The sequence below is a fragment of the Nonomuraea sp. NPDC005730 genome (genome assembly GCF_040630865.1).
Classification (GTDB): Bacteria; Actinomycetota; Actinomycetes; order Streptosporangiales; family Streptosporangiaceae; genus Nonomuraea.
Genome location: NZ_JBEXYK010000004.1, coordinates 190612 through 211394 on the forward strand (window position 1 = coordinate 190612; position 20783 = coordinate 211394).

The window sequence follows — 20783 nt, forward strand, 5'->3', positions numbered from 1 at the left end:
GTGATGTCCCTATACCTCACCCTGGCGTGACGGCGATGTTCGACTACGCACCCGCGCCAGAGTCGCGCGACATTGTCGATCTCAAGCCGTCGTACGGGTTGTTCATCAACGGTGAGTTCGCGGACGGCTCCGGCTCCCCCTTCAAGACGGTCAACCCGGCGACGGAGGAGAAGCTGGCGGAAGTCGCCTCGGCCTCCTCCGACGACGTCGACCGGGCCGTGCAGGCGGCGCGCAAGGCGTTCGGCGTGTGGAGCGCACTGCCGGGCGCCGAGCGGGCCAAGTACCTGTTCCGCATCGCGCGCCTGATCCAGGAGCGGGCCCGCGAGCTGGCCGTCCTGGAGTCCCTCGACAACGGCAAGCCCATCCGCGAGTCGCGCGACGTCGACCTGCCGCTGGTCGCGGCCCACTTCTTCTACTACGCGGGCTGGGCCGACAAGCTGGCCTACGCCGGGTTCGGCCGGAGGACGACGGACGGGCACAGTGGCGGCAAGCCGCTCGGCGTGGCCGGTCAGGTCATCCCGTGGAACTTCCCGCTGCTCATGCTGGCCTGGAAGATCGCTCCCGCGCTGGCCTGCGGCAACACGGTGGTGCTCAAGCCCGCCGAGACGACCCCGCTGACCGCGCTGCTGTTCGCGGAGATCTGTCAGCAGGCCGAGCTGCCGCCCGGCGTGGTCAACATCGTGACCGGCGCGGGCCAGACCGGCGCCGCCCTGGTGGCCCACCCCGACGTGAACAAGGTGGCCTTCACCGGCTCGACCGAGGTCGGCCGGATCATCGCCCGCACGGTCGCGGGCACCGACAAGAAGCTCACGCTGGAGCTCGGCGGCAAGGCCGCGAACATCGTGTTCGAGGACGCCGCCGTCGACCAGGCGGTCGAGGGCATCGTCAACGGCATCTTCTTCAACCAGGGCCACGTCTGCTGCGCGGGCTCCCGGCTGCTGGTGCAGGAGTCCGTGCACGACGAGCTGCTGGAGTCGCTGAAGCGGCGGCTCGGCACGCTGCGGCTCGGCGACCCGCTCGACAAGAACACCGACATCGGCGCGATCAACTCGGCCGAGCAGCTCGCCAAGATCCGCGAGCTGTCCGAGGCCGGGGCCGACGAGGGCGCCGAGCGCTGGTCGCCCGCGTGCGAGCTGCCCGACCGGGGCTACTGGTTCCCGCCCACCCTGTTCACCGGGGTCGCCCAGTCCCACCGGATCGCCCGGGAGGAGATCTTCGGGCCGGTGCTGTCCGTGCTGACCTTCCGCACCCCGGCCGAGGCCGTGGAGAAGGCCAACAACACCCCGTACGGGCTGTCGGCCGGGGTCTGGACCGAGAAGGGCTCGCGCATCCTGTGGATGGCCGATCGGCTGCGGGCCGGGGTCGTCTGGGCCAACACGTTCAACAAGTTCGACCCCACCTCGCCGTTCGGCGGCTACAAGGAGTCGGGGTACGGACGTGAGGGCGGGCTCGCGGGGCTGGAGGCCTACCTTGACGTGTGATCATCGCCGTGCCGGGCGGTCCGGGCGGCGTGCCCAGGCCACCCGCGGGCACGCCTTCGCCCGCGCCGGTCGGCCCGTACGCGTCGGCTGGTACGCCCACCGCTGCGGCGTCAGCAGGTGCGGCCAGGTGTTCGCCCCGGTTCAGACGTCGCAGGAGTCCACGTGGAGAGGTCAGGGCGATGAGTAGGTTGTCCGTCAGAAAGACCTACAAGCTGTACATCGGCGGGGCCTTCCCGCGCTCGGAGAGTGGGAGGTCCTATCCCGTGACCTCGCCCAAGGGCGACTTCCTCGCCAACGCCTCGCGCGCCTCGCGCAAGGACGCGCGCGACGCCGTGGTGGCCGCGCGCAAGGCGTTCCCCGGCTGGTCCGGCGCGACCCCCTACAACCGGGGGCAGATCCTCTACCGCGTCGCCGAGATGCTGGAGGGGCGGCGCGGGCAGTTCGCCGAGGAGCTGGGCCTGGGCAAGAAGGCCGCCCTGGAGTCGGTGGACGCGGCGGTCGACCGGCTGGTCTGGTACGCGGGCTGGTCCGACAAGATCACGGCGGTGCGCGGGTCGGCGAACCCGGTGGCGGGGCCGTACCTCAACCTGTCCTCGCCGGAGCCGACCGGGGTCGTGGCCGTGGTCGCGCCCGCCGATCCGCTGCTCGGGCTGGTGTCCGTGGTCGCGCCGGTGATCGTCACCGGCAACACGTGCGTCGTGGTCGCCTCCGAGCCCTCGCCGCTCGCCTCGATCACGCTGGCCGAGGTGCTGGCCACGTCCGACCTGCCGGGCGGGGTGGTCAACATCCTGACCGGTCACCAGGCCGAGCTGGCGCCCTGGCTGGCCGCGCACATGGACGTCAACGCGCTCGACCTCACCGGGGTCGAGGACGCCGACCTGGCGCTGCGCTGCGAGCAGGAGGCGGCCGAGAACCTCAAGCGCGTGCTGCGCCCCGTGCGCGAGGACTGGACGGCCGATCCGGGGCTCGGGCGGATGACGCGGTTCCTGGAGACCAAGACCGTCTGGCACCCGGCCGGCGTCTAGGAGAAACAGGCGGTCAGGAGAAAACCGGCGGTCAGGAGAAGCCGGGCGGTCAGGAGAAGCCGGGCGGGCGCAGCGGCGGGTGGGCCGCCTGGAGCTGGGCGGCCAGGGCCAGCAGGTGCGGCTCGCCGCCCGGCGGCGCCACGAGCTGCACGCCGATCGGCAGCGCGCTGGAGTGCGTGGCGACCGGCACGGCCATCGCGGGCCAGCCGCACAGGTTCCACGGGCCGGTGGTGGGCGCGTACCTGACGTTGGCCAGCAGGTTGGGCAGGAGGCCGCGCCCGCCCCAGCGGTCGGCGCGCGGCGGCAGGGCGGCGAGCGCCGGCGTGATCATCACGTCGGCGTCGCCGAACCAGGTGTCGGCGCCGTAGCCGCTCCAGCGCTCGCGGCCGCGCCTGCCGTCCAGGCCGATCCTGGTGAGCACGCGGCCGGCGCGGGCGAGCGCGCGGGTACGCCGTTCCAGGGCGTGCGGATCGAGGCCGTCGGCGGCGGCGGCGGCCCGGCCGAGCCAGGTGGCCACCCCGGCGGGGCCGAGCCAGGCGGGCAGGCGGTGCGGGTGCTCGACCACGGTGTGCCCGGCGTGCCGCAACGTCTCGGCGGCCGCTCGCACCGCCGCCTGGAACTCCCGGTCGACGGGCAGGCCCGGCGGCAGCGGCTGAGGGGCGTAGGCCACCCGCAGGTCGAACGGCTCCGGGCTGTCCTGCGGCGGTTGCGGCTCCCACACCTCGTCGTCGTCGGCCCAGACCGAGCGCAGCATGCGCGGCTTCGGCTCGACCCGGTGGCCGGTGCGCCACGCCTCGGCCAGCGCCGGGTCGGCGGCCAGGACGGACAGCGCGAGCGACAGGTCGGCCGCGGTCGTGGCGAGCGGGCCGTTCTCGGTGAGCCCGTCCCAGTCGTCGGCGGGCGGCGGGACCAGGCCCGTTCCCGGCTTGACGGCCAGCACGCCGCAGCAGGCGCCGGGGATGCGCAGCGACCCCATGCCGTCGTTGCCGAGCGCGATAGGGACCATCCCGGCCGCCACCGCCGCCGCGCTGCCCGAGGAGGAGCCGCCGGCGGTGCGGGCCAGGTTCCAGGGGTTGCGCACGATGCCGTACGGGCTGTCGCCGAAGCCGACCAGCCCCAGCTCCGGCAGGTTGGTCAGCCCGACCACCACCGCGCCCGCCGCGCGCAGGCGGGCCACGGCCGGATGGTCCTCCCGGGCGGGCGCGCCGGACGTGGCCGCCGAGCCGCCGCGGGTGGGCTCGCCGGCCACCTCCAGGTTGTCCTTGACCGCCACCGGCACCCCGGCGAGCGGCAGGTCGGCCAGGTCGCGGCGGTCGCCCACGGCCCGCGCCTCGTCCATCGCCTGCTTCCTGACCAGCCGGAAGGCGCCGACCCGGGAATCCCGCTCGGAGATGCGGTGAAGGTGCTCCTCCAGGACGGTGGTGGCCGTGACGTCGCCGCGCCGGACGGCCGCCGCGATCTCGATGGCGGTCCTGCCTGCCCACAACATGTCTAGAGTGTGCAGGTTTTCACTCTTCCTTGCGAGAGCTCCTGCCGGGCTCCCGCCCGGCCTCCTTCAGCGCCAGCCGCAGCGCGAACTCGATCTGCGCGTTGATGCTGCGCAGGTCGTCGGCCGCCCACTTGGCGATGGCGTCGTAGACGGCCGGGTCGAGGCGGAGCAGGAGCTTCTTGCGCTCAGCCATACAGGCTGCCGGCGTTCACCACCGGCTGGGTCGCCCGGTCGCCGCACAGGACGACCAGGAGGTTGGAGACCATCTGGGCCTTGCGCTCCTCGTCGAGCTCCACGACCCCCTCGGCGGCCAGCCGGTCGAGCGCGAGCTGGACCATGCCGACCGCGCCCTCGACGATCCTGGTGCGGGCGGCCACCACCTGGCTGGCCTGCTGGCGCACCAGCATGGCCTGGGCGATCTCCGGCGCGTAGGCCAGGTGGGTGATGCGGGCCTCCAGGACCTCGACGCCGGCCAGCTCGGTGCGCTCGCGCAGCTCGGCGGTCAGCTCGCCGGCCACCTCGGCGCCGTCGCGCAGGCTGGTGCGCTCGGGCTCGTGCGAGTCGTACGGGTGGGTGGTCGCGAGGTGGCGCACGGCGGCCTCGGACTGGATCGCGATGTACTCCTCGTAGTCGTCGACGGAGAAGGCGGCCTTGGCCGTGTCGGTGACCTTGTAGACCACCACCGCGGCGATCTCGACCGGGTTGCCGTCGGCGTCGTTGACCTTGAGCTTGGCGGTCTCGAAGTTGCGCACCCGGAGGCTGATGCGGCGCTTGGTGGTGAACGGCGTCACCCACTGCAGCCCCGCCACGTTGACCGTGCCGACGTAGCGGCCGAGGAACTGCACGACCTTCGCCTCATTGGGGTTGACCACGGTGAAGCCGGAGGCCACGAGCGCGAAGAGCACGATCCAGGCTATGCCGAGCGTCTCGATCGAGACCAGCGCCGCGCCGCCCAGCAGGAGGAGGACGAGCAGGACCAGGAATCCGTTGACCCGGAAAGCACGACGTTCCATCGCGACTCCTTGCTATCGAAGTGATATCACCATGATAGCCATATAAACTCCATGCGCGTGAACGGATCTTCGCTTGCCATCCGCCAGCGCTCGCTGGGTGACCCTTCGATCGAGTTCCCGCTGTCCCCGCCGCTCACGAGGGGCTGCCCGCGGACCAGCACCACCGAGATCGCCTATCCGGTGGAGGTCGTCTACGACTACGCGCGCGTCGACAAGGGTCTGTTCGACCAGGAGCCGGGGCCGGACATCGCGCGGTGGTCGCCGCTGCTGCCGTCCCTGGAGGCGCCGACGCTGGGCGAGGGCGGGACGCCGCTGCTGGAGTTCGACGGGATCTACGTCAAGGACGAGTCCCAGAACCCCACCTGGTCGCACAAGGACCGGTTGAACCGGGTGGCGGTCAGCGCGGCCCTGGCGGAGGGGGCGGCCGGGGTGGTGGTGGCCTCGTCCGGCAACCACGGCGCCTCGGCCGCCGCGTACGCCGCCCGCGCCGGGCTGCCCGCCATCGTGCTGGCCTCGGCGGACTCGCCGGCCGGCGTGCAGGCGTTCGTGCGGGCGTACGGGGCCAAGGTGTTCTCCGTGCCGGTGGAGGAGCGGTGGCCGCTGCTGCGGGAGGTCGTGGAGCGGCTGGGCTACCACCCGGTCAGCAACCAGACCGTGACCCACACCGGCCACCCGTTCGGCCCCGAGGGGTACAAGACGATCGCGTACGAGCTGTTCCGGCAGCTCGGACGGGTCCCCGCGGCGGTCTTCGCGCCCACCGGGTACGCCGAGCTGCTGTTCGGGATGTGGAAGGGCTTCACCGAGCTGCGGCTGCTCGGGGCGGCCGGGGACGTGCCGCGGATGTTCTCCTGCGAGCCGGCCGCGGGCGGCCCCAACGCGCGGGCCCTGGCCGAGGGCTCACCCGCGGCGGTCGTCGAGCTGGGAGCCAGCCGGGCGTACGGGATCGCGGGGTCGGTCGGCGGCCACCGGGGCGTGCTGGCGGTGCGCGACAGCGGCGGCGAGGCGGTGCTCGTGACGGACGACGAGATGCGCGCCGCCCAGCGGGACCTGGCGCGGCAGGGCATATGGCAGGAGCTGTCGGGGGCGGCGGGCCTGGCGGGCTACCGGAAGCTGCGCCGGGACTTCGACGGGCCGGTGGTGTGCGTGGGCACGTCGAGTGGCTTCAAGGACATGGGGGTGGGCGAGGTGACCCATCCGGTCCGCGCCGGTTTGACGGCGGCCGACCTGACGGACTGACCGGCGCCCGGCGGGTCAGGGCTTGAGCAGGATGCGGAGGGGGCCGAGGGTGGTGAAGCCGTGGGCGAGGGCGGCCGACGGGTCGCTCTCGTAGCCGACCAGCGGGCGGCCGGGGAACAGCTCGGCCGCCATCGCCACCGTGCCCTCCCAGGCGGCGGACTCGTCGCAGCCGGCGGCGAAGACGTTGGAGACGCCCGTCACCGTGCCGCTCGCGTTGAGCGCCGCGCCGCAGACCACGTCGGCCCCGATCTTGCCGTGCACCAGCCGCACCTGCGGCTCGTCGAGCAGCGCGGGCGGGAACAGGCCGGGCGCGCCGCCGGAGAAGCACGCCTGCGCCCACTCGCCCAGCGCCCTGGGGTCGGCGGCCACCTCCCACACGATCGGGTCGCCGGTGGCCGCCCGGAGGGGACGCGCGGGCGCGCCGGGCGCGGGCCGGCCGATCCACTGGGCGGTGAACAGCACGTCGAAGCCGGGCAGGTCGAGCGTGCCGAAGCTGTCCTTGACCGAGGCGCCCGAGCCCGCGTCGATGTGGCCGAGCACGTCGGCCGGACCGGCGTCGGGGGAGAGCGTGACGGCGTCGGGGTACAGGACGGGCGTCCTGGCCGGGTTGGTCCAGGCGAGCGGCCCGAAGACGCCGGGACGGCCGTGCGCCCGGCACATCGTGTCGCACCAGGCGGCGTTGTCGCGGACGGCTTCGTCGATCAAGGTCTGCTCCGGTTGACGCGGCGGGTCGGCGGCGCGGTGAGCGGATCCTCCGGCCATGGGTGCTTAGGGTAGCGGCCCCTCATCTCGGCCCGTACGGACCGGTAGCCCTCACGCCAGAACGAGGCCAGGTCCGCGGTCACCGCCACCGGACGGCCCGCCGGGGAGAGCAGGTGGACCAGCAAAGGGACCCCGGCGATCCGCGGCGTCTCCTCCCAGCCGAACAGCTCCTGCAGCTTCACCGCCAGCACCGGCTGCTCGCCGGAGTAGTCGATCCTGATCTGCGAGCCGCTGGGCACCTCGACGCGTTCGGGGGCCACGTTCTCCAGGCGTTCGCTCCACGGGATCAGGCGGCGCAGGGCGGCGGCCACGTCGATGCGTTCGACGTCGGCCCGGCGGCGGGCCCTGGACAGCTCCGGCTCCAGCCACTGGTCGGCCAGGGCGATCAGGTCGTCGGTGGCGGGCCACGGGGGGCCGATCGCGCGATGGGCGAAGGTCAGGCGGTCCTTCAGCTCCTTCGCCTGTCTCGTCCAGGTCAGGAGGTCTTCGGTGCGCAGGCCGTGCAGGATGGCGGGGCGTACGTCGGCGTCCTTGAGCGGCGTGGCGGACAGCTCGATCGCGCCCAGGCGTTCGACCACGCGGGCCGACACGTCGCCGCGCCGCTCGCCCGGCGGCACCCGCCAGGCGACCTCCTCCTCGACCGTCACGGGCAGGGCCAGCCTGGCGATCTCCTCGTCGATCACCACGGCCTGGCGCACGCGGGCCGAGGCCGAGCCCGTGGGCCGGTCGGCGACGGCGATCGCCAGCCACGGCGCGGTGGACAGTTTGGAGCCCTCGGCGAGCTGGGCCTGCGTGCCCGACGCCATGAGATAGCCGCCGCCGCGCCGCCGTGCCACGCGTTCCGGGAACGCCAGCGCCACCGCCATCCCGGCCAGCGCGTCGTCACCCACCTCTCGCACGTCCGACCCCTGGCCAGAGGCGCGGGCGAGGCGCCTGGTCTCCTGGCGCCAGCGGGCCGCGAAGCCGGTGCCGCCCCCGCGGGCCGTACGCCAGACCTCCGCGAGGTCGTCGCCCGCGTCCCTGGGCAGTTGCTCCGACAGCAGCGCCACCACCTCGGCGGCCCGCGGGCCGAGGTCGAGCAGGGCCCTGGCCAGGCGGGGATGCACGCCGGCGAGCGCCATGCGCCGGCCGCGACCGGTCACCCGGCCGGCCTCCAGCGCGCCCAGCGCCTCAAGGGTGCGGACGGCGGCCGCCATCGCGGCGGGCGGCGGCCGGTCGAGGAGGGCGAGGCCGACCGCGTCCGCGTCGCCCCAGCAGGCCGCCTGGAGCGCGAACCCGGTCAGGTCGGCGAGCGCGATCTCCGGCCGCGCGTGGTCGGCCAGGCGTTCGTGCTCGGCCGCCGTCCAGCAGCGGTACACGGCCCCGGGGGCCTCCCGCCCGGCGCGGCCGGCACGCTGGTCTGCGGACGCCTTCGAGACCCGGACCGTGGTGAGCGACCCGAGCCCCCTGGCGTGGTCGGTACGGGGTTCGCGGGCCAGCCCCGAGTCCACCACCACGCGGACGCCCGGCACCGTCAGGCTCGACTCGGCCACCGACGTGGCCAGCACGACCCGGCGGCCGGCCCCGGGCGACAGGACGGCGTCCTGGACGCGGGCCGGCGCCTGGCCGTGCACCTGGAGCACGTCGAGGTCGCCCAGCATCCCCGCGACCCTGGCGATCTCTCCCACGCCGGGCAGGAAGCACAACACGTCGCCGTCGCGCTCGGCGTACGCCCGCCGGACGACCGAGGCCACGTGCGACAGCAGCGCCGGATCGACGCGCAGGCCGTGGGGCGGCGCGACCGGACGCTCCGGCGGCGCCCACACGGTCTCCACGGGATGGGCCGTCCCCGAGGCGGCCACCACGGGCCCGCCGATCAGCAGGGACCACGGGGCCGCGTCGGCGGTCGCCGAGGTGGCCAGCAGCCGCAGGTCGGGACGGAGTGTCGCGCGCACGTCGAGCAGGAACGCGAGGGCGGTGTCGGCGTCGAGATGGCGTTCGTGGCACTCGTCGAGCACGACCGCGTCGACCCCGGCGAGCTCCTGGTCGCGCTGGAGCCGCTGGAGCAGCACGCCGGTGGTGACGACCTCGACCATGGGGTTCGCCCCGGTGTGCCGCTCGCCGCGGATCGTGTAGCTGACGCCCATGCGCCGGGCCGCCGCGCGTACGGCCAGCCGCCGGGGCTCGGCGACCAGCACCCGCAGCCCGGTCTCGGCCAGCGCCAGGGGCACGACCGTGGTCTTGCCCGTGCCGGGCGGCGCGGTGAGCACCGTCGTGCCGTGGCGCTCCAGCGTGGCGAGCAGCTCCGGGAGCGCGTCGTGGATCGGCAGCCGGTCAGGCGGGGGCATGTGAGGCGGACAACACGGAGTCGAGCAGGCCGGGGAAGCGTGCGTCGAGGTCGCCGCGGCGCAGGCTGATGTACTTGAGCCGGCCCTCCTGCTTGGAGATGATCACGCCGGCCTCGCGCAGCGAGCGGTAGTGGTGGGAGGCCGTCGACTTGTGGACGCCGAGATGGTCGCCGGCGGCGGTGCACGTCATCTCGCCCAGGGTGGCCAGGCGGACCACGATCTCCAGCCGGACGGGGTCGGCGAGCGCGCGCAGGACCTCGGTGAGCTGGATGTCCTCCTTCGCGGGGTGCGGTAGCAGGCGCATGGTGGAACCCTACCTCCCTCTGATTGTTTGACAACCATCCAACTGTAATGACAGTTTGATGCCCGTCCAACTATTTGGCTGGAGGTTCCATGAGTTCCCGGCTCTATCCCCTTGCTGCCGGAAATTTCGCCATCGGTACTGGCATGTTCGTCACCGCCGGCCTGCTCACCCCCATCTCCGCGGACCTCCGGATCTCCACGTCCGCCGCCGGGCAGCTCATGACCGTGTTCGCCCTGGCGTACGCGGTGCTGTCCCCCTTGCTGGCCGCGCTCACCGCCCGCCTGTCGCGCAGGCGGCTGCTGCTGCTGGCGCTGGCCGTGTTCGTCGCGGGCAACGTGCTGACCGCGCTGGCTCCGACGTACCCGCTGGTCATGGCCACGCGGGTGGTCGCCGCGGCCGGAGCGGCGATGTTCACCCCGACCGCCTCGGGCGTGGCCAACGTGCTGACCTCGCCCGACCGGCGCGGGCGGGCGCTGGCGCTGGTGATGGGCGGGCTGAGCGTCTCCTCGGCCGTCGGCGTGCCGCTGGGCACCTGGCTGGGCTCGGTCTCGGGCTGGCGGACGACGATGTGGCTGGTCGTCGGGCTGGGCGTGATCGGCTTCGCCGGGGTGGCGGCGCTCGTGCCCGACGTCAGGGTCGCCGTGTCGGGACGGCTCGGCGAGCGGTTCGCGCCGCTGGCCGACCGGCGGGTGCTGGTGGTGCTGGTCACCCAGCTGCTGATGTTCGGCGCCGGGTTCACCGCCTACACCTACATCGGGTCGCTGTTCGACCTGCCGCTGCCGGCCGTGTTGTGGGCGTGGGGGCTCGGCGGCATCGTGGGCAACCAGCTCGGCGGGCGTCTCACCGACGCCTACGGGCCGCGCAGGATGGTGCTGATCGGCCTGGCCGCCTCCACGGCCTTCATGGCCCTGATCCCCGTCGCGAACCTGGCCCTGCCGATCGCGCTGGTCTGGGCGTTCCTGTGGGGCGCGCTCGGCTGGCTGATCGCGCCGGCCCAGCAGTTCAGGACGGTGGCCGCGGTGCCGGACAACGTGCCGATCGGGCTCGGCCTGCTGTCGTCCGCCCAGTACGTCGGCCTGTTCGCGGCCGGCATCGCGGGCGGCGTGGCCCTGGACGCGTACGGCAGGGCAGGGGTGGTCGTGCTGGCCACCGGGCTCGGCGTGGCGGCGCTGCTGTTCACCCTGGCGACCTACCCCCGGGCGGCGGCGATCTCGTCGAGCGAGAGCGTGCCCGTCAGGTAACGCTGGACGTTGGGCGCGGTCAGGGCCGCGACCTGGCCGGCGGGCAGCGAGGCCAGCGGGTCGAGCCTGAGCATGTAGCGGATCATGGCCAGGCCGAGCAGCTGCGAGGCCGCCAGCAGCGCGCGGACCTCGGGATGGGCGCCGGGCAGCCGGCGGGCGATCGGGGCGAGCAGCTCCCGGCCCAGCAGCTCCTTCAGCAGCGCGGCCGTCGCCGGGGTGGCGGCGGCCGCGTGCAGCACGGCCGAGAGCCGGGGGCCGTGCCGCGGGTCCTCCCACAACTCCAGGTAGCGGGTCACCAGCCGCTCGCCGATGCCCGACGCGTCGCCGTCGAGGGCGCCGACCATCAGCGCGACCGGCATGCTGGCCTTGATCGCGGCCTCGAACAGACCGTCCTTGTTGCCGAAGAAGTGCATCACCAGCGCCGGGTCGACGCCCGCGGCCCGCGCCACGGCCCTGATCGTGGTGCCGCCGTAGCCGTGGGCGGCGAAGGACTCCATCGCCGCCTCCAGGATCTCCTGCCTGGTCTGCGGGTTTCCCGGTCGTCTTCCGCGTTCCTCGGCCATGGGGCTATTCAACCACGTGGAATTCATCTACCCTCAAATTCAACATCGATGAACTCATCAGGTGGTGAAAAAATGCGCAGGATCATTGGCCTCGTGTTCGGGGTCGCGCTGCTCGGGATGTTGTTCGCCGGGTCGTTCCTCGGTGCCTTCCACGCGCCGGAACCCCACGGCGTGCCGGTCGCCGTCGTCGCGCCCGCCGAGCAGGTGCGGCAGCTCCAGAGCGGCATCGACGGGCGGCGGGCGGGGGCGTTCACGCTGAGCCCGTACGGGTCGGCCGCAGCCGCGCGGGCCGCGCTGCTGGACCGGGAGGTGGACGCCGTGCTCGTCCCGCGGGAGGGCAGGCTGGTGGTGGCGAGCGCGGGCGGCCGCACCGGCGCGACGGTGATCACCGCGGCTTTCCAGGGGGCCGCGCAGGCGCAGGGCCGCACCCTGAAGGTCGAGGACGCCGTCCCGCTGCCGCCCGGTGACGCCGGCGGCATCTCCGGCATGTTCTACGTGCTCAGCGTGCTGCTGCCGGGGATCGCGCTGGCCGTGCTGCTCGCCCGGATCGCGCCTGGCCTGGGCGCGGCGGCACGGGCCGGCGTCCTGGCCGCGGGCTCGCTGGTGGCGGGCACGGCCGTCGCGTGGCTGGCCGACATGGTGTTCGGCGCGCTGCCGGGCAGCTTCGGACCGCTGGTGGCGGTCTCGTCGGGCATCGCGCTGGCGGTCGGCCTGGTGGTCGCCGGGCTGGTCAAGGTCATCGGCACACCGGGGGTCGGGGTGGCGGCGCTGCTGTTCGTCCCGATCGGGCTCCCGGCTAGCGGCGGGCCGCTCGGCGCCCGCTACATCCCCGAGTGGTACGCCGCCGTCGGCCGCGTCCTGCCCGTGGGCCCGGCCGCCGAGGCGGTGCGCAACACGGTGTTCTTCGGCGGCGCTGCCCTGTGGACGCCGGTCGGGGTGCTGGCCCTGTGGGCGCTGCTCGGCCTGGTCCTGCTCGCCCTGCCCCGACGCCGGGCGCAGGCGGCCCCCGCCGCCCCGCGCACGCCGGTGGCGGTCTGATCTTCTCCGCCTCGGAGGTGACCTCCGGTCGCCCCGCAGGCGGACGACGGGTGGCGGCGGCGGCACGTACCGTCGCCGGCATGTTCAGGAACCAGGTGACCTTCCGCCGCGTCGCGGCGGGCACGTTGCTCATCGCGGCCCCGCTCCTGCAGTTCGTGGCCGTCGTCATCGACCCCGGCACGTGGGGCGACTCCCGCGAGGCGGTCAGCTACGGCGACAACCCCGCGCTGGCCCAGGCCGAGTCGGCGCTCTACCACTGGAGCTGGATGTTCATGGGCCTGGCGGCCATCGCCCTGGTGCACCTCACCAGGCGCAAGGCCACCGTGCTCGGCCACATCGCCGGCGCGGCGACGGCCATCGGCTACATCTCGACGTCGGCCCTGCTGATGATCGACCCTGTCGAGTGGTGGCTGGGCCGGCACAACCCGCCGGAGCAGGCGCAGAAGATCCTCGACGAGATGCTGAACCTGCCCGGCGTGATCTTCGGCTTCCAGATGCCGTGGATGTTCTTCGCCGTGCTTGGCCTGCCGCTGCTGGTCGTCGCCGTGTGGCGGGCCGGGTTCGTCGGCTGGTGGGTGCCACTGCTCGTCTTCGTCGGGTACGTCGTCTCCTTCCCCATCGAGTACGGCCCCGTGACCGTGCTGTTCTGGGCCCTGCCCGTCGCCGGCCTCGGCTGGACCGGCCTGAAGGTCCTGCGCATGGGCGACGAGGCGTGGGCGGCCTACTACCCCTCGCCCGCCCTCGACCGGACGGCCGTGTCGGCCTAGGCCGGGATCCAGCCCAGGGTGACCGCCAGGATGACGAAGAAGCCGAGCAGGATGCGGTAGATCACGAACGCGGTGAACCGGTGGGTGCTGATGTACTTCAGGAACCAGGCCACCGCCGCGTAGCCGACGGCGAACGAGATCAGCGTCGCCAGGATGGTGGGCCCCCACGCGGGGGCCTGCCCCTCGCCGATGTCCTTCAGCTCGAACGCGCCGGAGGCCAGCACGGCGGGGATGGCCAGCAGGAACGAGTATTTGGCGGCGTCCTCGCGGCGGTAGTCGAGCAGCAGGCCCGCCGTGATCGTGCCGCCCGAGCGGGAGACGCCCGGGATGAGGGCCAGCGCCTGCGCGAAGCCGTAGACGACGGCGTGGGTGAAGCTGAGGTGCTTCTCCAGGGTGAGCTTGTTGCGCGCGGTGCGGTCGGCGAACCACAGGATGCAGCCGAAGACGATCAGCGTCGTGCCCACCAGCCGCAGGTCGCGGAAGACGGTCTCGATCTGGTCCTTGAACACCAGGCCGAGCACGCCGATCGGGAGCGTGCCGACGATGACGTACCAGCCCATGCGGGCCGCCCAGTGGCCGCGCAGCTCCCGGTCGAACAGCGAGCGGACCCAGGTGGAGACGATCTCCCACAGCTCCTTGCGGAAGTAGATGAGCACCGCGGCCTCGGTGCCCAGCTGGATGACCGCCGTGAAGGCCGCCCCCGGGTCCTGCCAGCCGAAGAAGGCCGAGACCACACGGATGTGGGCGCTGGAGGAGATCGGCAGGAACTCCGTGAGCCCCTGGACGAGCCCCAGCACCACCGCTTCGAGCCAGCCGATCACGACTACACCTTCCGGTTACGGGAGTGACCAGGGTGAGGTTAGCGGAAACGGGGGCCACGCAGTTGCCCGCCCAGCAGGTTGAGCAGGCCGGGGGAGAGCCGGCCCGCCCTCAGCGTGCGGACCACACCGCGGCGTTGGCCCCGGCGTAGTCGGCGAAGTCGCGGGCCGGACGGCCGAGCGCCTCCAGGACGCCGTCCGTCACGTGGGCATTGCGGCCGTCGAGCACCTCGGTGAACAGCCCGGTCAGGCCCTCGGCCTCCTCCTTCGGCACGCCCGCCGCCACCGCCCCGGCCACGTACTCCTCCGGCGTGACCTGGATCGAGGTGATCGTGCGGCCCGTGGCCTTCGACAGCTCGGCCGCCGCGTCGGCGAACGTCAGCAGCCTCGGGCCGGTCAGCTCGTACCGGCGGCCCGCGTGCCCGTCCTGGGTGAGGGCGGCCACGGCCACGTCGGCGATGTCGTCGGCGTCCACGAACGGCTCGGGCACGTCGGCCACCGGGATCGCCAGCACGCCGTCGAGGACCTGGTCGAAGAGGAAGCCCTCGCTGAAGTTCTGCATGAACCAGCCGCAGCGCACGATCGTCCAGTCGAGGCCGGACTCCCGCACGGTCTGCTCGCTCGCCTCGGCGCCCGGCTCGCCCCGGCCCGACAGCAGCACCAGCCGCCGCACCCCGGCGTCCGCGGCGAGCCGGGTGAGCTCCCTGACGTCCTCGTACGCGCCGGGCAACGCCAGGTCGGGGTAGTAGGACACGTACACGGACTCGACGCCGTCGAGCGCGGCGGCCCAGGTGGAGCGGTCCGCCCAGTCGAAGGACGGCGTGGCCGAACGGGAGCCGATCCGCACGGGAAGGCCGAGAGAGGTGAGCCGGTCAGCGACACGGCGGCCGGTCTTGCCGGTTCCGCCAAGAACCAAAATCGTCATGCATCTAGTAAGCCGTCATACCCATAAGACTCTCCATGGTTGAGAAGCGCGTTGCCATATGCGATCGTCTGGCCCATGGATCAGCTCGCGGCATTGCTCGACGGACCGAGAGCGCGGAGCGCCTTCCTGCTCCGGTCCATCCTCGACCCGCCGTGGTCGATGCGCATCCAGGACGAGGCCCCGCTCACGCTGGTGGCCCTGCTGTCCGGTGAGGCGTGGGTGCTGCCGGACAGGGGCGAGCCGGTCCGCCTCGAACCCGGGCAGGTGGCCATCCTGCGGGGGCCGGAGCCGTACGTGGTGGCCGACGCCCCCGGCACCGCGCCGCAGATCGTCATCCACCCCGGCCAGCGCTGCACCACCGTCGACGGCGAGTCGCTGTACCAGTCGATGGACCTCGGCGTGCGCACCTGGGGCAACGACCCGGCGGGCGGCACCGTGCTGATCACCGGCACGTACACGCTGGAGGGCGAGGTCAGCAGGCGCCTGCTCGACGCGCTGCCCCAGCTCCTCGTGCAGCCCGGCGGGCCGGTCAGCTCGCTGCTCGGCGCCGAGATCGTCAAGGACGACCCGGGCCAGTCCGCGGTGCTCGACCGGCTGCTCGACCTGCTGCTGATCGCCGTGCTGCGGTCGTGGTTCGCCACCCACGAGGCGCCCGCCTGGTACCGCGCGATGGGCGACCCGATCGTGGGCAGGGCGATGCGGATGTTGCACAACAACCCCGCCCACCCCTGGACGGTCGCCGCCCTCGCCGCCGAGGTGGGGGTCTCCAGGGCGGCGCTGGCCAGGCGGTTCACCGATCTGGTGGGGGAGCCGCCGATGTCCTTCCTCACCGACTGGCGGCTCGCGCTCGCCGCCGACCTGCTGCGCGAGCCCGACGCCACGATCGGCTCGGTGGCCAGGAAGGTCGGCTACGGCAGCCCGTTCGCGCTCAGCACGGCCTTCAAGCGCGTACGCGGCGTCAGCCCCCAGGAGCACCGGGCCGGAGCGGCGAGGTGAAACCCCTGCTGCTGCTCGACGTCGACGGCGTGCTCAACCCGATGGGCCGCCCCACGCCCGACTTCCGGCGCTACCGCTGCACGATCGGCACCGACGTCTACACCGTGCACCTCAACCCCCGCCACGGCCGCCGGCTCCTCGACCTGGCCCTGACCACGGGCGCCGAGCTGGTCTGGGCCACCACCTGGGAGCACCACGCCAACGAGTGGATCTCTCCCAGGATCGGCCTGCCCACGCTCCCGGTCGTCACCATGGGCCCCGACCGGACCCGGACCGAGCACGGCGAGATGTTCAAGACGCCGCACGTCGCCGCGTACGCCGGGCGGCGGCCGTTCGTGTGGTTCGACGACCAGGTGTGGGCGCAGGACGAGCAGTACCTCAGGGTGCATCAGGGTCTGGAGAATTTCCTGTTGATCCACGTCGATCCCAGACATGGACTGACCAGGGAACATCTGGGCATGGCTCATGAGTGGCTGACCCTTACAGGGTTTTCTCAGGGTCCCTAGCGGGATATCGGCGGCACTGCTGTCCGTTTTACCGGTAGGTCATCACGACACGGAGGAACAGCATGTACCGCTCAAGGGAGCACAGGATTCTGGCCGGCGTCTGCGGCGGGCTCGCCGACAAGATGGGCCTGCCCCCGACCCTCGTCCGCATCCTCTGGCTGCTGCTGTCGCTCATCCCCGGCCCGCTCTGGGTGGTCTACGTCGCCATGTGGATCCTCGTCCCGGAGGAGCCGAGGGGCTACTCCCACTGACGCGTCCGCCGGCCCGCCGAACCACCGCGTGAGCGCCGCCTCGGCGGGCTCCGCGCAGGGTTCGGCCCAGGCCACGTAACCGTCGGGCCGCACCAGCAGCCCGCGGTCGCCGGGCACGACGTCCACCCGATCGGCCCAGCGCGCCCCCGCGGTGAGCAGGGCCGGGTCGGAGGTGACGAGCAGCCCGCGCCCCTCGTCCAGTCGCAGGCCCTCGGGCATGAAGGCGCCGACGAGCGGGTTCTGGCCCGCCGCGTACCGCACCGACGCCGCGCTCACGTCCTCGGCCAGCATCCTGTTGGCCTCGGGAACGGTCATGAGCTGGGCGAACAGGTCGCGCAGCCGAGTCGTCCCGGCGTCCGGCGCGGACAACTCCACCTGTTGGAGGGTGTTCGCCAGCACGGCGGCGGCCACCGGGTGCCGTTCTGCGTGGTAGCTGTCGAGCAGCCCGGCCGGGGCCGTCCCGCGCACCGCCAGGGCCAGTTTCCAGCCCAGGTTGACGGCGTCCTGGAGGCCGGTGTTCATCCCCTGGCCGCCGAACGGCATGTGCACGTGGGCCGCGTCGCCGGCCAGGAACACCCGGCCGGCCCGGTAGTGCTCGGCCTGCCTGGCCGCGTCGGAGAAGCGGGACAGCCAGGTCGCCCCGGTGATCTCGGGGGCGGCGTCCCCGAGGTGCCGGCGCACGCTGGCCGAGAACTCCTCGATCGTCACGGGGGCGTCCCGGTCCGCGTGCACCCGGCCGTGGTCGACGGTCAGGATCCTGGTCGTGCCGTCGGGCCGGACGAACGGCCACTGGAACAGGCCGTGGCCGGTGCGGACCCAGCCGGTCGGCGTGCCGCCGGTGACCGTGACGTCACCGACGTAGGCGGCCAGGGTGGCGGGGGTGCCGGGGAAGGCGATCGCGGCCAGCTTGCGCACCGTGCTCCGGCCGCCGTCGCAGCCGACGAGCCAGCCCGCCCGGTACGTCGTGCCGTCGCCGGTCTCGACCGTCACGCCCGACCCGTCCTGCGCCAGGCCGGTCACCGCCCGGCCCCGGACGATCCGCGCGCCCAGCTCCAGCGCCCGCGCCTCCAGGATCTCCTCCACCCGCGACTGCGGGATCAGCAGCCCGTACGGGTGCGGGGTCCGCGTGGCCGTCAGGTCGAGCACCCGCATGCCGGCGAAGTGCTGCAGGTCCAGGCGGGGCGCGTCGCCGAGCCGGTCGAGCAGCCCGCGCATGGCGAAGGTGTCGACCGAGCGGGGGTGCAGGTTGAGCGCCCTGGACAGCCCGGTGGGGGCGGCGAGCCGTTCGAGCACGAGTGTGCGCACGCCGCGCAGGCGCAGCTCGCAGGCCAGCATCAGCCCGACCGGGCCGGCCCCGGCGATGACGACGTCCATCCACGTCTCCTTATCAACGATAAGTGCTTATCACTGATAAAGCCTTATCTTTGATAAGTTGTCAAGCGTGGAACGGCGGACGGCGGTACGCGCGGCCCTGCGGCTGCTCAACGAGGTCGGCATCGACGGGCTGACCACCCGCAGGCTGGCCGACGAGCTGGGCGTGAAGCAGCCGGCCCTCTACTGGCACTTCAAGAACAAGCAGGAGCTGCTCGACGAGATGGCCGAGGAGATGCTCGCCGACACGCTGGAGCGTCTCGACGTGCCAGAACCGGGTCAGGAATGGGACAACTGGCTCATGTCCCGCGGCCGGGTGATCCGCAGCGCGCTGCTGTCGTACCGGGACGGCGCGCTCGTGCACGCCGGGTCCCGGCCCACGCCGCGCCGGCTGGCCGAGCTGCCCGCGCTCATCAGGCCGCTGACCGAGGCCGGATTCACCGGCGAGCAGGCGGTCAGGGCGCTGATCGCGGTCGGCAGGTTCGCCCTCGGCTCGGCGATCGACGAACGCGGCCCGGCCGTGCCGCTCGACGTGCGGCCTGAGGAGGACCCCGACGGCGACTTCGAGTTCGGGCTGCGTGCGCTGGTGTCCGGGATGCGTCTTATCCTCGAAGGATGAGGGCAAGGCCGCTGACACTTCTGCAGGACGATCTGGTCGACTACGACACGGCGATGGAGCGCATGACCGACCTCGTCGGGCAGCGCCAGCGGGACGAACGGCCGGACACGCTCTGGCTGCTCAGCCACCCGCCCGTCTACACCGTCGGCCGGCGCACCCCCGCCGAGCACCTGCCCGACCCCTCGCGCGGCATCCCCGTGCTGGAGACCGGGCGCGGCGGGCAGCTCACCTACCACGGCCCCGGCCAGCTCGTGGGCTATCTCATCGTCAAGCTCGGCGAGGACGAGGGCATCGTCGACTACGTGCGGGAGGTGGAGCTGCGCCTGGTCGAGGCGCTGGGCAAGCTCGGCCTGCCCGCCGAGCGGCGGGACACCCCGCCGGGCTCGGAGCTGCTGACCGGCGTCTGGACGTCCACGACCGGCCGCAAGATCATCTCGATCGGCATGCGCCAGAGCCGGGGCGTCACCAGCCACGGGTTCGCGCTCAACGTCGACGGCGACCTCACGCCCTGGAACTGGGCGGTGGCCTGCGGCATGCCCGACGTGGACATGACCTCGCTCAAGCGCGAGCTGGACGACATCACCATGCACGACGTGCGGCCCGCCGTGGCCGCCGCCTTCGAGGCGTCCTGAGCCCTCAGCGGGGAGTGGCCAGCCCGGCCACGACCATGTGCTTGAGCAGGTCGTAGCTCTCGTCGAGCAGCTCGGGCAGGCCGAACGCGCCCGACGCCTCCAGCACCGCGAACCCGTGCGCCGCCGCGCGCAGGCAGCGGGCCGCGTGGATCGCGTCGGAGCCGGCCAGCCCGTAGCCGCGCAGCGCCGCGAGCATGATGCCCATCAGGCGCTCGCCCGCCGTCCGCATGCCGGGATGCGGCTGCTGGATGACCATCGCGTAGCGGTGCGGGTGGCGGGTGACGTAGGCGCGCCAGGCGTCCATGAGCGCGCCGACGGCCTCCTCGCCCGAACGGCCCAGCACCGCCTGGCCCAGCGCGTCGGAGATCTCGTCGGTGATCCGCACCGACAGCAGCTCGCGCAGCTCGGCCAGGTTGCGCACGTGCTTGTACAGCGACGGCGTCGCGACCCCGGCGCGGGCCGCCAGGGCCGAGAGCGTCAGGGCCTCGGGCCCACCCTCGTCGACCGCGCGCATCGCCAGGTCGACGACCGTGTCCTGGGACAACGCCGCCCTAGGCATGGACGCGCTCCTTGACGAACGACGTCACCGCGGCGGCCACCTGCGCCGGGAACTGGGCGTGCGGGTAGTGGCCGGCGCCCTCGATCATGGCGATCCGGCCGCACCCGGCGGGCATGGCCGCCACGATCCCCTCCGCCTCGGCGCGCGGGTCGGCCCAGTCGGGGTCGAGCGTGCCCATCACGACCAGGACGTCGCGGGTCAGGTCGGGAAGCCGGGCGCCGGCGTCGGTGGGGGCGACCTGGCCCATCCTGGAGACCACGGCCATCCGGCCGGGCCGGCGCAGGTCGGCTTCGAGCGCCGCGATGTGCTCCGCGTGGTCGGCGGGCCTGACGCCGGGCATGGCGTGGTCGAGGTACTTCTTCCACAGCCCGATGCTGCGCAGGAGCGCCGCGCCGAGCAGCAGCATGGCCCCCTTGCGATGGTGGGCGTTGCGCAGCAGGCCGGCGCCGTCGATCTTCTGCACCCGGGTGAACGGGCCGATCTCCACCACGGAGCTGACCAGCTCGGGCGCCTGCGCGGCGGCGATCGTGACGGCCCCGCCCGCGAACGAGTGGCCCACCAGGATCGCGGGGCCGCCCAGGTGGCGGACCAGCGCGAGGATGTCACCCGCGACGTCGGTGCGGGTGTAGGAGGGCCAATCGCGGCTGGACTCGCCGTGGCCGCGCAGGTCGGTGGTCGCCACCCGGAAACCCGCCGCCACCAGCTCGGGCACCAGGAACCTGAACGACTGCCGCCCGACGCCCATGCCGTGCGCCAGCACCATCAGCGGCCCTTCGCCGGTCACGTCGTAGGCGAGCTGTCCACCCTCGACCGTCAGGAACTCCGTCATGTCCGACCCCTCTCTGCTAACTCTTATAGCT

22 protein-coding genes and 1 pseudogene are annotated in these 20783 nt (G+C 73.1%); 11 read left to right on the forward strand and 12 right to left on the reverse strand.

All coding sequences use genetic code 11. The features are described 5' to 3' along the window. The first annotated feature begins 35 nt into the window (after nucleotides 1-35). Nucleotides 36-1481 (forward strand): aldehyde dehydrogenase family protein, encoded by a 1446-nt coding sequence (locus tag ABZ444_RS08345; protein ID WP_357994298.1) that lies wholly within the window; start codon nucleotides 36-38, stop codon nucleotides 1479-1481. Nucleotides 1482-1660: 179 nt separating this feature from the next. Next, nucleotides 1661-2506 (forward strand): aldehyde dehydrogenase family protein, encoded by an 846-nt coding sequence (locus ABZ444_RS08350; protein WP_357994299.1) that lies wholly within the window; start codon nucleotides 1661-1663, stop codon nucleotides 2504-2506. A gap of 49 nt (nucleotides 2507-2555) precedes the next feature. On the opposite strand, the gene ABZ444_RS08355 is transcribed toward ABZ444_RS08350, so the two are convergent. The 3 genes from ABZ444_RS08355 to ABZ444_RS08365 are packed head-to-tail and all read right to left on the reverse strand — an operon-like array spanning nucleotide 2556 to nucleotide 5008. Beyond that, nucleotides 2556-3995: an amidase family protein gene (locus ABZ444_RS08355; RefSeq protein WP_357994301.1), complete on the reverse strand. Its 1440-nt coding sequence runs from the start codon at nucleotides 3993-3995 to the stop codon at nucleotides 2556-2558. 19 nt (nucleotides 3996-4014) lie between these two features. Continuing rightward, nucleotides 4015-4188, reverse strand: a complete 174-nt coding sequence (locus ABZ444_RS08360) for a hypothetical protein (RefSeq protein ID WP_185845077.1) — start codon at nucleotides 4186-4188, stop codon at nucleotides 4015-4017. Beyond that, entirely contained in the window at nucleotides 4181-5008 is an 828-nt protein-coding gene (locus ABZ444_RS08365; protein WP_357994303.1) for an SPFH domain-containing protein, read from the reverse strand. The genes ABZ444_RS08360 and ABZ444_RS08365 overlap by 8 nt, the downstream gene beginning before the upstream one ends. A gap of 57 nt (nucleotides 5009-5065) precedes the next feature. On the opposite strand from ABZ444_RS08365, the gene ABZ444_RS08370 reads away from it, so the two are divergent. After that, nucleotides 5066-6244 carry a pyridoxal-phosphate dependent enzyme gene (locus tag ABZ444_RS08370; RefSeq protein ID WP_357994305.1) on the forward strand — a complete coding sequence of 393 codons (1179 nt, stop codon included), beginning with the start codon at nucleotides 5066-5068 and terminating at the stop codon, nucleotides 6242-6244. 15 nt (nucleotides 6245-6259) lie between these two features. Here the strand turns inward: ABZ444_RS08370 and ABZ444_RS08375 are convergent, their stop codons facing one another. Genes ABZ444_RS08375 through ABZ444_RS08385 form a run of 3 tightly spaced genes read right to left on the reverse strand, consistent with a single transcriptional unit; the run spans nucleotide 6260 to nucleotide 9637 of the window. After that, the gene (locus ABZ444_RS08375; RefSeq protein ID WP_357994307.1) at nucleotides 6260-6949 is read right to left on the reverse strand and encodes a hypothetical protein; all 690 of its coding nucleotides are present in this window, start codon (nucleotides 6947-6949) and stop codon (nucleotides 6260-6262) included. Continuing rightward, the gene (gene hrpB / locus ABZ444_RS08380) at nucleotides 6946-9333 is read right to left on the reverse strand and encodes an ATP-dependent helicase HrpB (RefSeq protein WP_357994309.1); all 2388 of its coding nucleotides are present in this window, start codon (nucleotides 9331-9333) and stop codon (nucleotides 6946-6948) included. Before hrpB ends, ABZ444_RS08375 begins: the two co-directional genes overlap by 4 nt. Beyond that, complete coding sequence (locus tag ABZ444_RS08385) at nucleotides 9320-9637, reverse strand: helix-turn-helix transcriptional regulator (protein WP_357994310.1); 318 nt, start codon at nucleotides 9635-9637, stop codon at nucleotides 9320-9322. The genes hrpB and ABZ444_RS08385 overlap by 14 nt, the downstream gene beginning before the upstream one ends. A gap of 89 nt (nucleotides 9638-9726) precedes the next feature. Between ABZ444_RS08385 and ABZ444_RS08390 the strand changes: the two genes are divergently transcribed. Further along, nucleotides 9727-10878, forward strand: coding sequence for an MFS transporter (locus ABZ444_RS08390; RefSeq protein ID WP_357994312.1), 1152 nt, complete (start codon nucleotides 9727-9729; stop codon nucleotides 10876-10878). On the opposite strand, the gene ABZ444_RS08395 is transcribed toward ABZ444_RS08390, so the two are convergent. Continuing rightward, nucleotides 10827-11441: a TetR family transcriptional regulator gene (locus ABZ444_RS08395; protein ID WP_357966875.1), complete on the reverse strand. Its 615-nt coding sequence runs from the start codon at nucleotides 11439-11441 to the stop codon at nucleotides 10827-10829. The two genes, ABZ444_RS08390 and ABZ444_RS08395, sit on opposite strands and share 52 nt — an antisense overlap. A 72-nt stretch (nucleotides 11442-11513) precedes the next feature. Between ABZ444_RS08395 and ABZ444_RS08400 the strand changes: the two genes are divergently transcribed. Both ABZ444_RS08400 and ABZ444_RS08405 read left to right on the forward strand, forming a co-directional pair. Then, entirely contained in the window at nucleotides 11514-12479 is a 966-nt protein-coding gene (locus ABZ444_RS08400) for a hypothetical protein (RefSeq protein WP_357994314.1), read from the forward strand. Nucleotides 12480-12559: 80 nt separating this feature from the next. Further along, nucleotides 12560-13246, forward strand: coding sequence for a hypothetical protein (locus ABZ444_RS08405; RefSeq protein ID WP_357966879.1), 687 nt, complete (start codon nucleotides 12560-12562; stop codon nucleotides 13244-13246). Here ABZ444_RS08405 and ABZ444_RS08410 read toward each other — a convergent pair. Continuing rightward, entirely contained in the window at nucleotides 13243-14067 is an 825-nt protein-coding gene (locus ABZ444_RS08410; protein ID WP_357994315.1) for an undecaprenyl-diphosphate phosphatase, read from the reverse strand. The genes ABZ444_RS08405 and ABZ444_RS08410 overlap by 4 nt on opposite strands. A 109-nt stretch (nucleotides 14068-14176) precedes the next feature. After that, the gene (locus tag ABZ444_RS08415; protein WP_357994317.1) at nucleotides 14177-14989 is read right to left on the reverse strand and encodes an NAD(P)H-binding protein; all 813 of its coding nucleotides are present in this window, start codon (nucleotides 14987-14989) and stop codon (nucleotides 14177-14179) included. A 75-nt stretch (nucleotides 14990-15064) separates the two neighbouring features. On the opposite strand from ABZ444_RS08415, the gene ABZ444_RS08420 reads away from it, so the two are divergent. The 3 genes from ABZ444_RS08420 to ABZ444_RS08430 all read left to right on the forward strand — a co-directional run bounded on the left by ABZ444_RS08420 (nucleotide 15065) and on the right by ABZ444_RS08430 (nucleotide 16742). Beyond that, nucleotides 15065-15985: an AraC family transcriptional regulator gene (locus ABZ444_RS08420; RefSeq protein WP_357994319.1), complete on the forward strand. Its 921-nt coding sequence runs from the start codon at nucleotides 15065-15067 to the stop codon at nucleotides 15983-15985. Beyond that, nucleotides 15982-16491, forward strand: a complete 510-nt coding sequence (locus tag ABZ444_RS08425; RefSeq protein ID WP_357966890.1) for an HAD domain-containing protein — start codon at nucleotides 15982-15984, stop codon at nucleotides 16489-16491. Before ABZ444_RS08420 ends, ABZ444_RS08425 begins: the two co-directional genes overlap by 4 nt. A 62-nt stretch (nucleotides 16492-16553) precedes the next feature. Next, nucleotides 16554-16742 (forward strand): PspC domain-containing protein, encoded by a 189-nt coding sequence (locus tag ABZ444_RS08430; protein WP_352325923.1) that lies wholly within the window; start codon nucleotides 16554-16556, stop codon nucleotides 16740-16742. 21 nt (nucleotides 16743-16763) lie between these two features. On the opposite strand, the pseudogene ABZ444_RS08435 reads toward ABZ444_RS08430, so the two are convergent. Continuing rightward, nucleotides 16764-18116, reverse strand: a pseudogene (locus ABZ444_RS08435) (FAD-dependent monooxygenase); the annotation flags it as partial. A 67-nt stretch (nucleotides 18117-18183) separates the two neighbouring features. Between ABZ444_RS08435 and ABZ444_RS08440 the strand changes: the two are divergent. Both ABZ444_RS08440 and lipB read left to right on the forward strand, forming a co-directional pair. Beyond that, nucleotides 18184-18732 carry a TetR/AcrR family transcriptional regulator C-terminal domain-containing protein gene (locus ABZ444_RS08440; protein WP_357994321.1) on the forward strand — a complete coding sequence of 183 codons (549 nt, stop codon included), beginning with the start codon at nucleotides 18184-18186 and terminating at the stop codon, nucleotides 18730-18732. Next, complete coding sequence (gene lipB, locus ABZ444_RS08445; RefSeq protein ID WP_357994323.1) at nucleotides 18729-19364, forward strand: lipoyl(octanoyl) transferase LipB; 636 nt, start codon at nucleotides 18729-18731, stop codon at nucleotides 19362-19364. The genes ABZ444_RS08440 and lipB overlap by 4 nt, the downstream gene beginning before the upstream one ends. 4 nt (nucleotides 19365-19368) lie before the next feature. Here lipB and ABZ444_RS08450 read toward each other — a convergent pair whose 3' ends face one another. Then, entirely contained in the window at nucleotides 19369-19923 is a 555-nt protein-coding gene (locus ABZ444_RS08450; RefSeq protein ID WP_357994325.1) for a TetR/AcrR family transcriptional regulator, read from the reverse strand. Continuing rightward, nucleotides 19916-20752: an alpha/beta hydrolase gene (locus ABZ444_RS08455; RefSeq protein ID WP_357994327.1), complete on the reverse strand. Its 837-nt coding sequence runs from the start codon at nucleotides 20750-20752 to the stop codon at nucleotides 19916-19918. The genes ABZ444_RS08450 and ABZ444_RS08455 overlap by 8 nt, the downstream gene beginning before the upstream one ends. Between the last annotated feature and the right edge of the window lie 31 nt (nucleotides 20753-20783).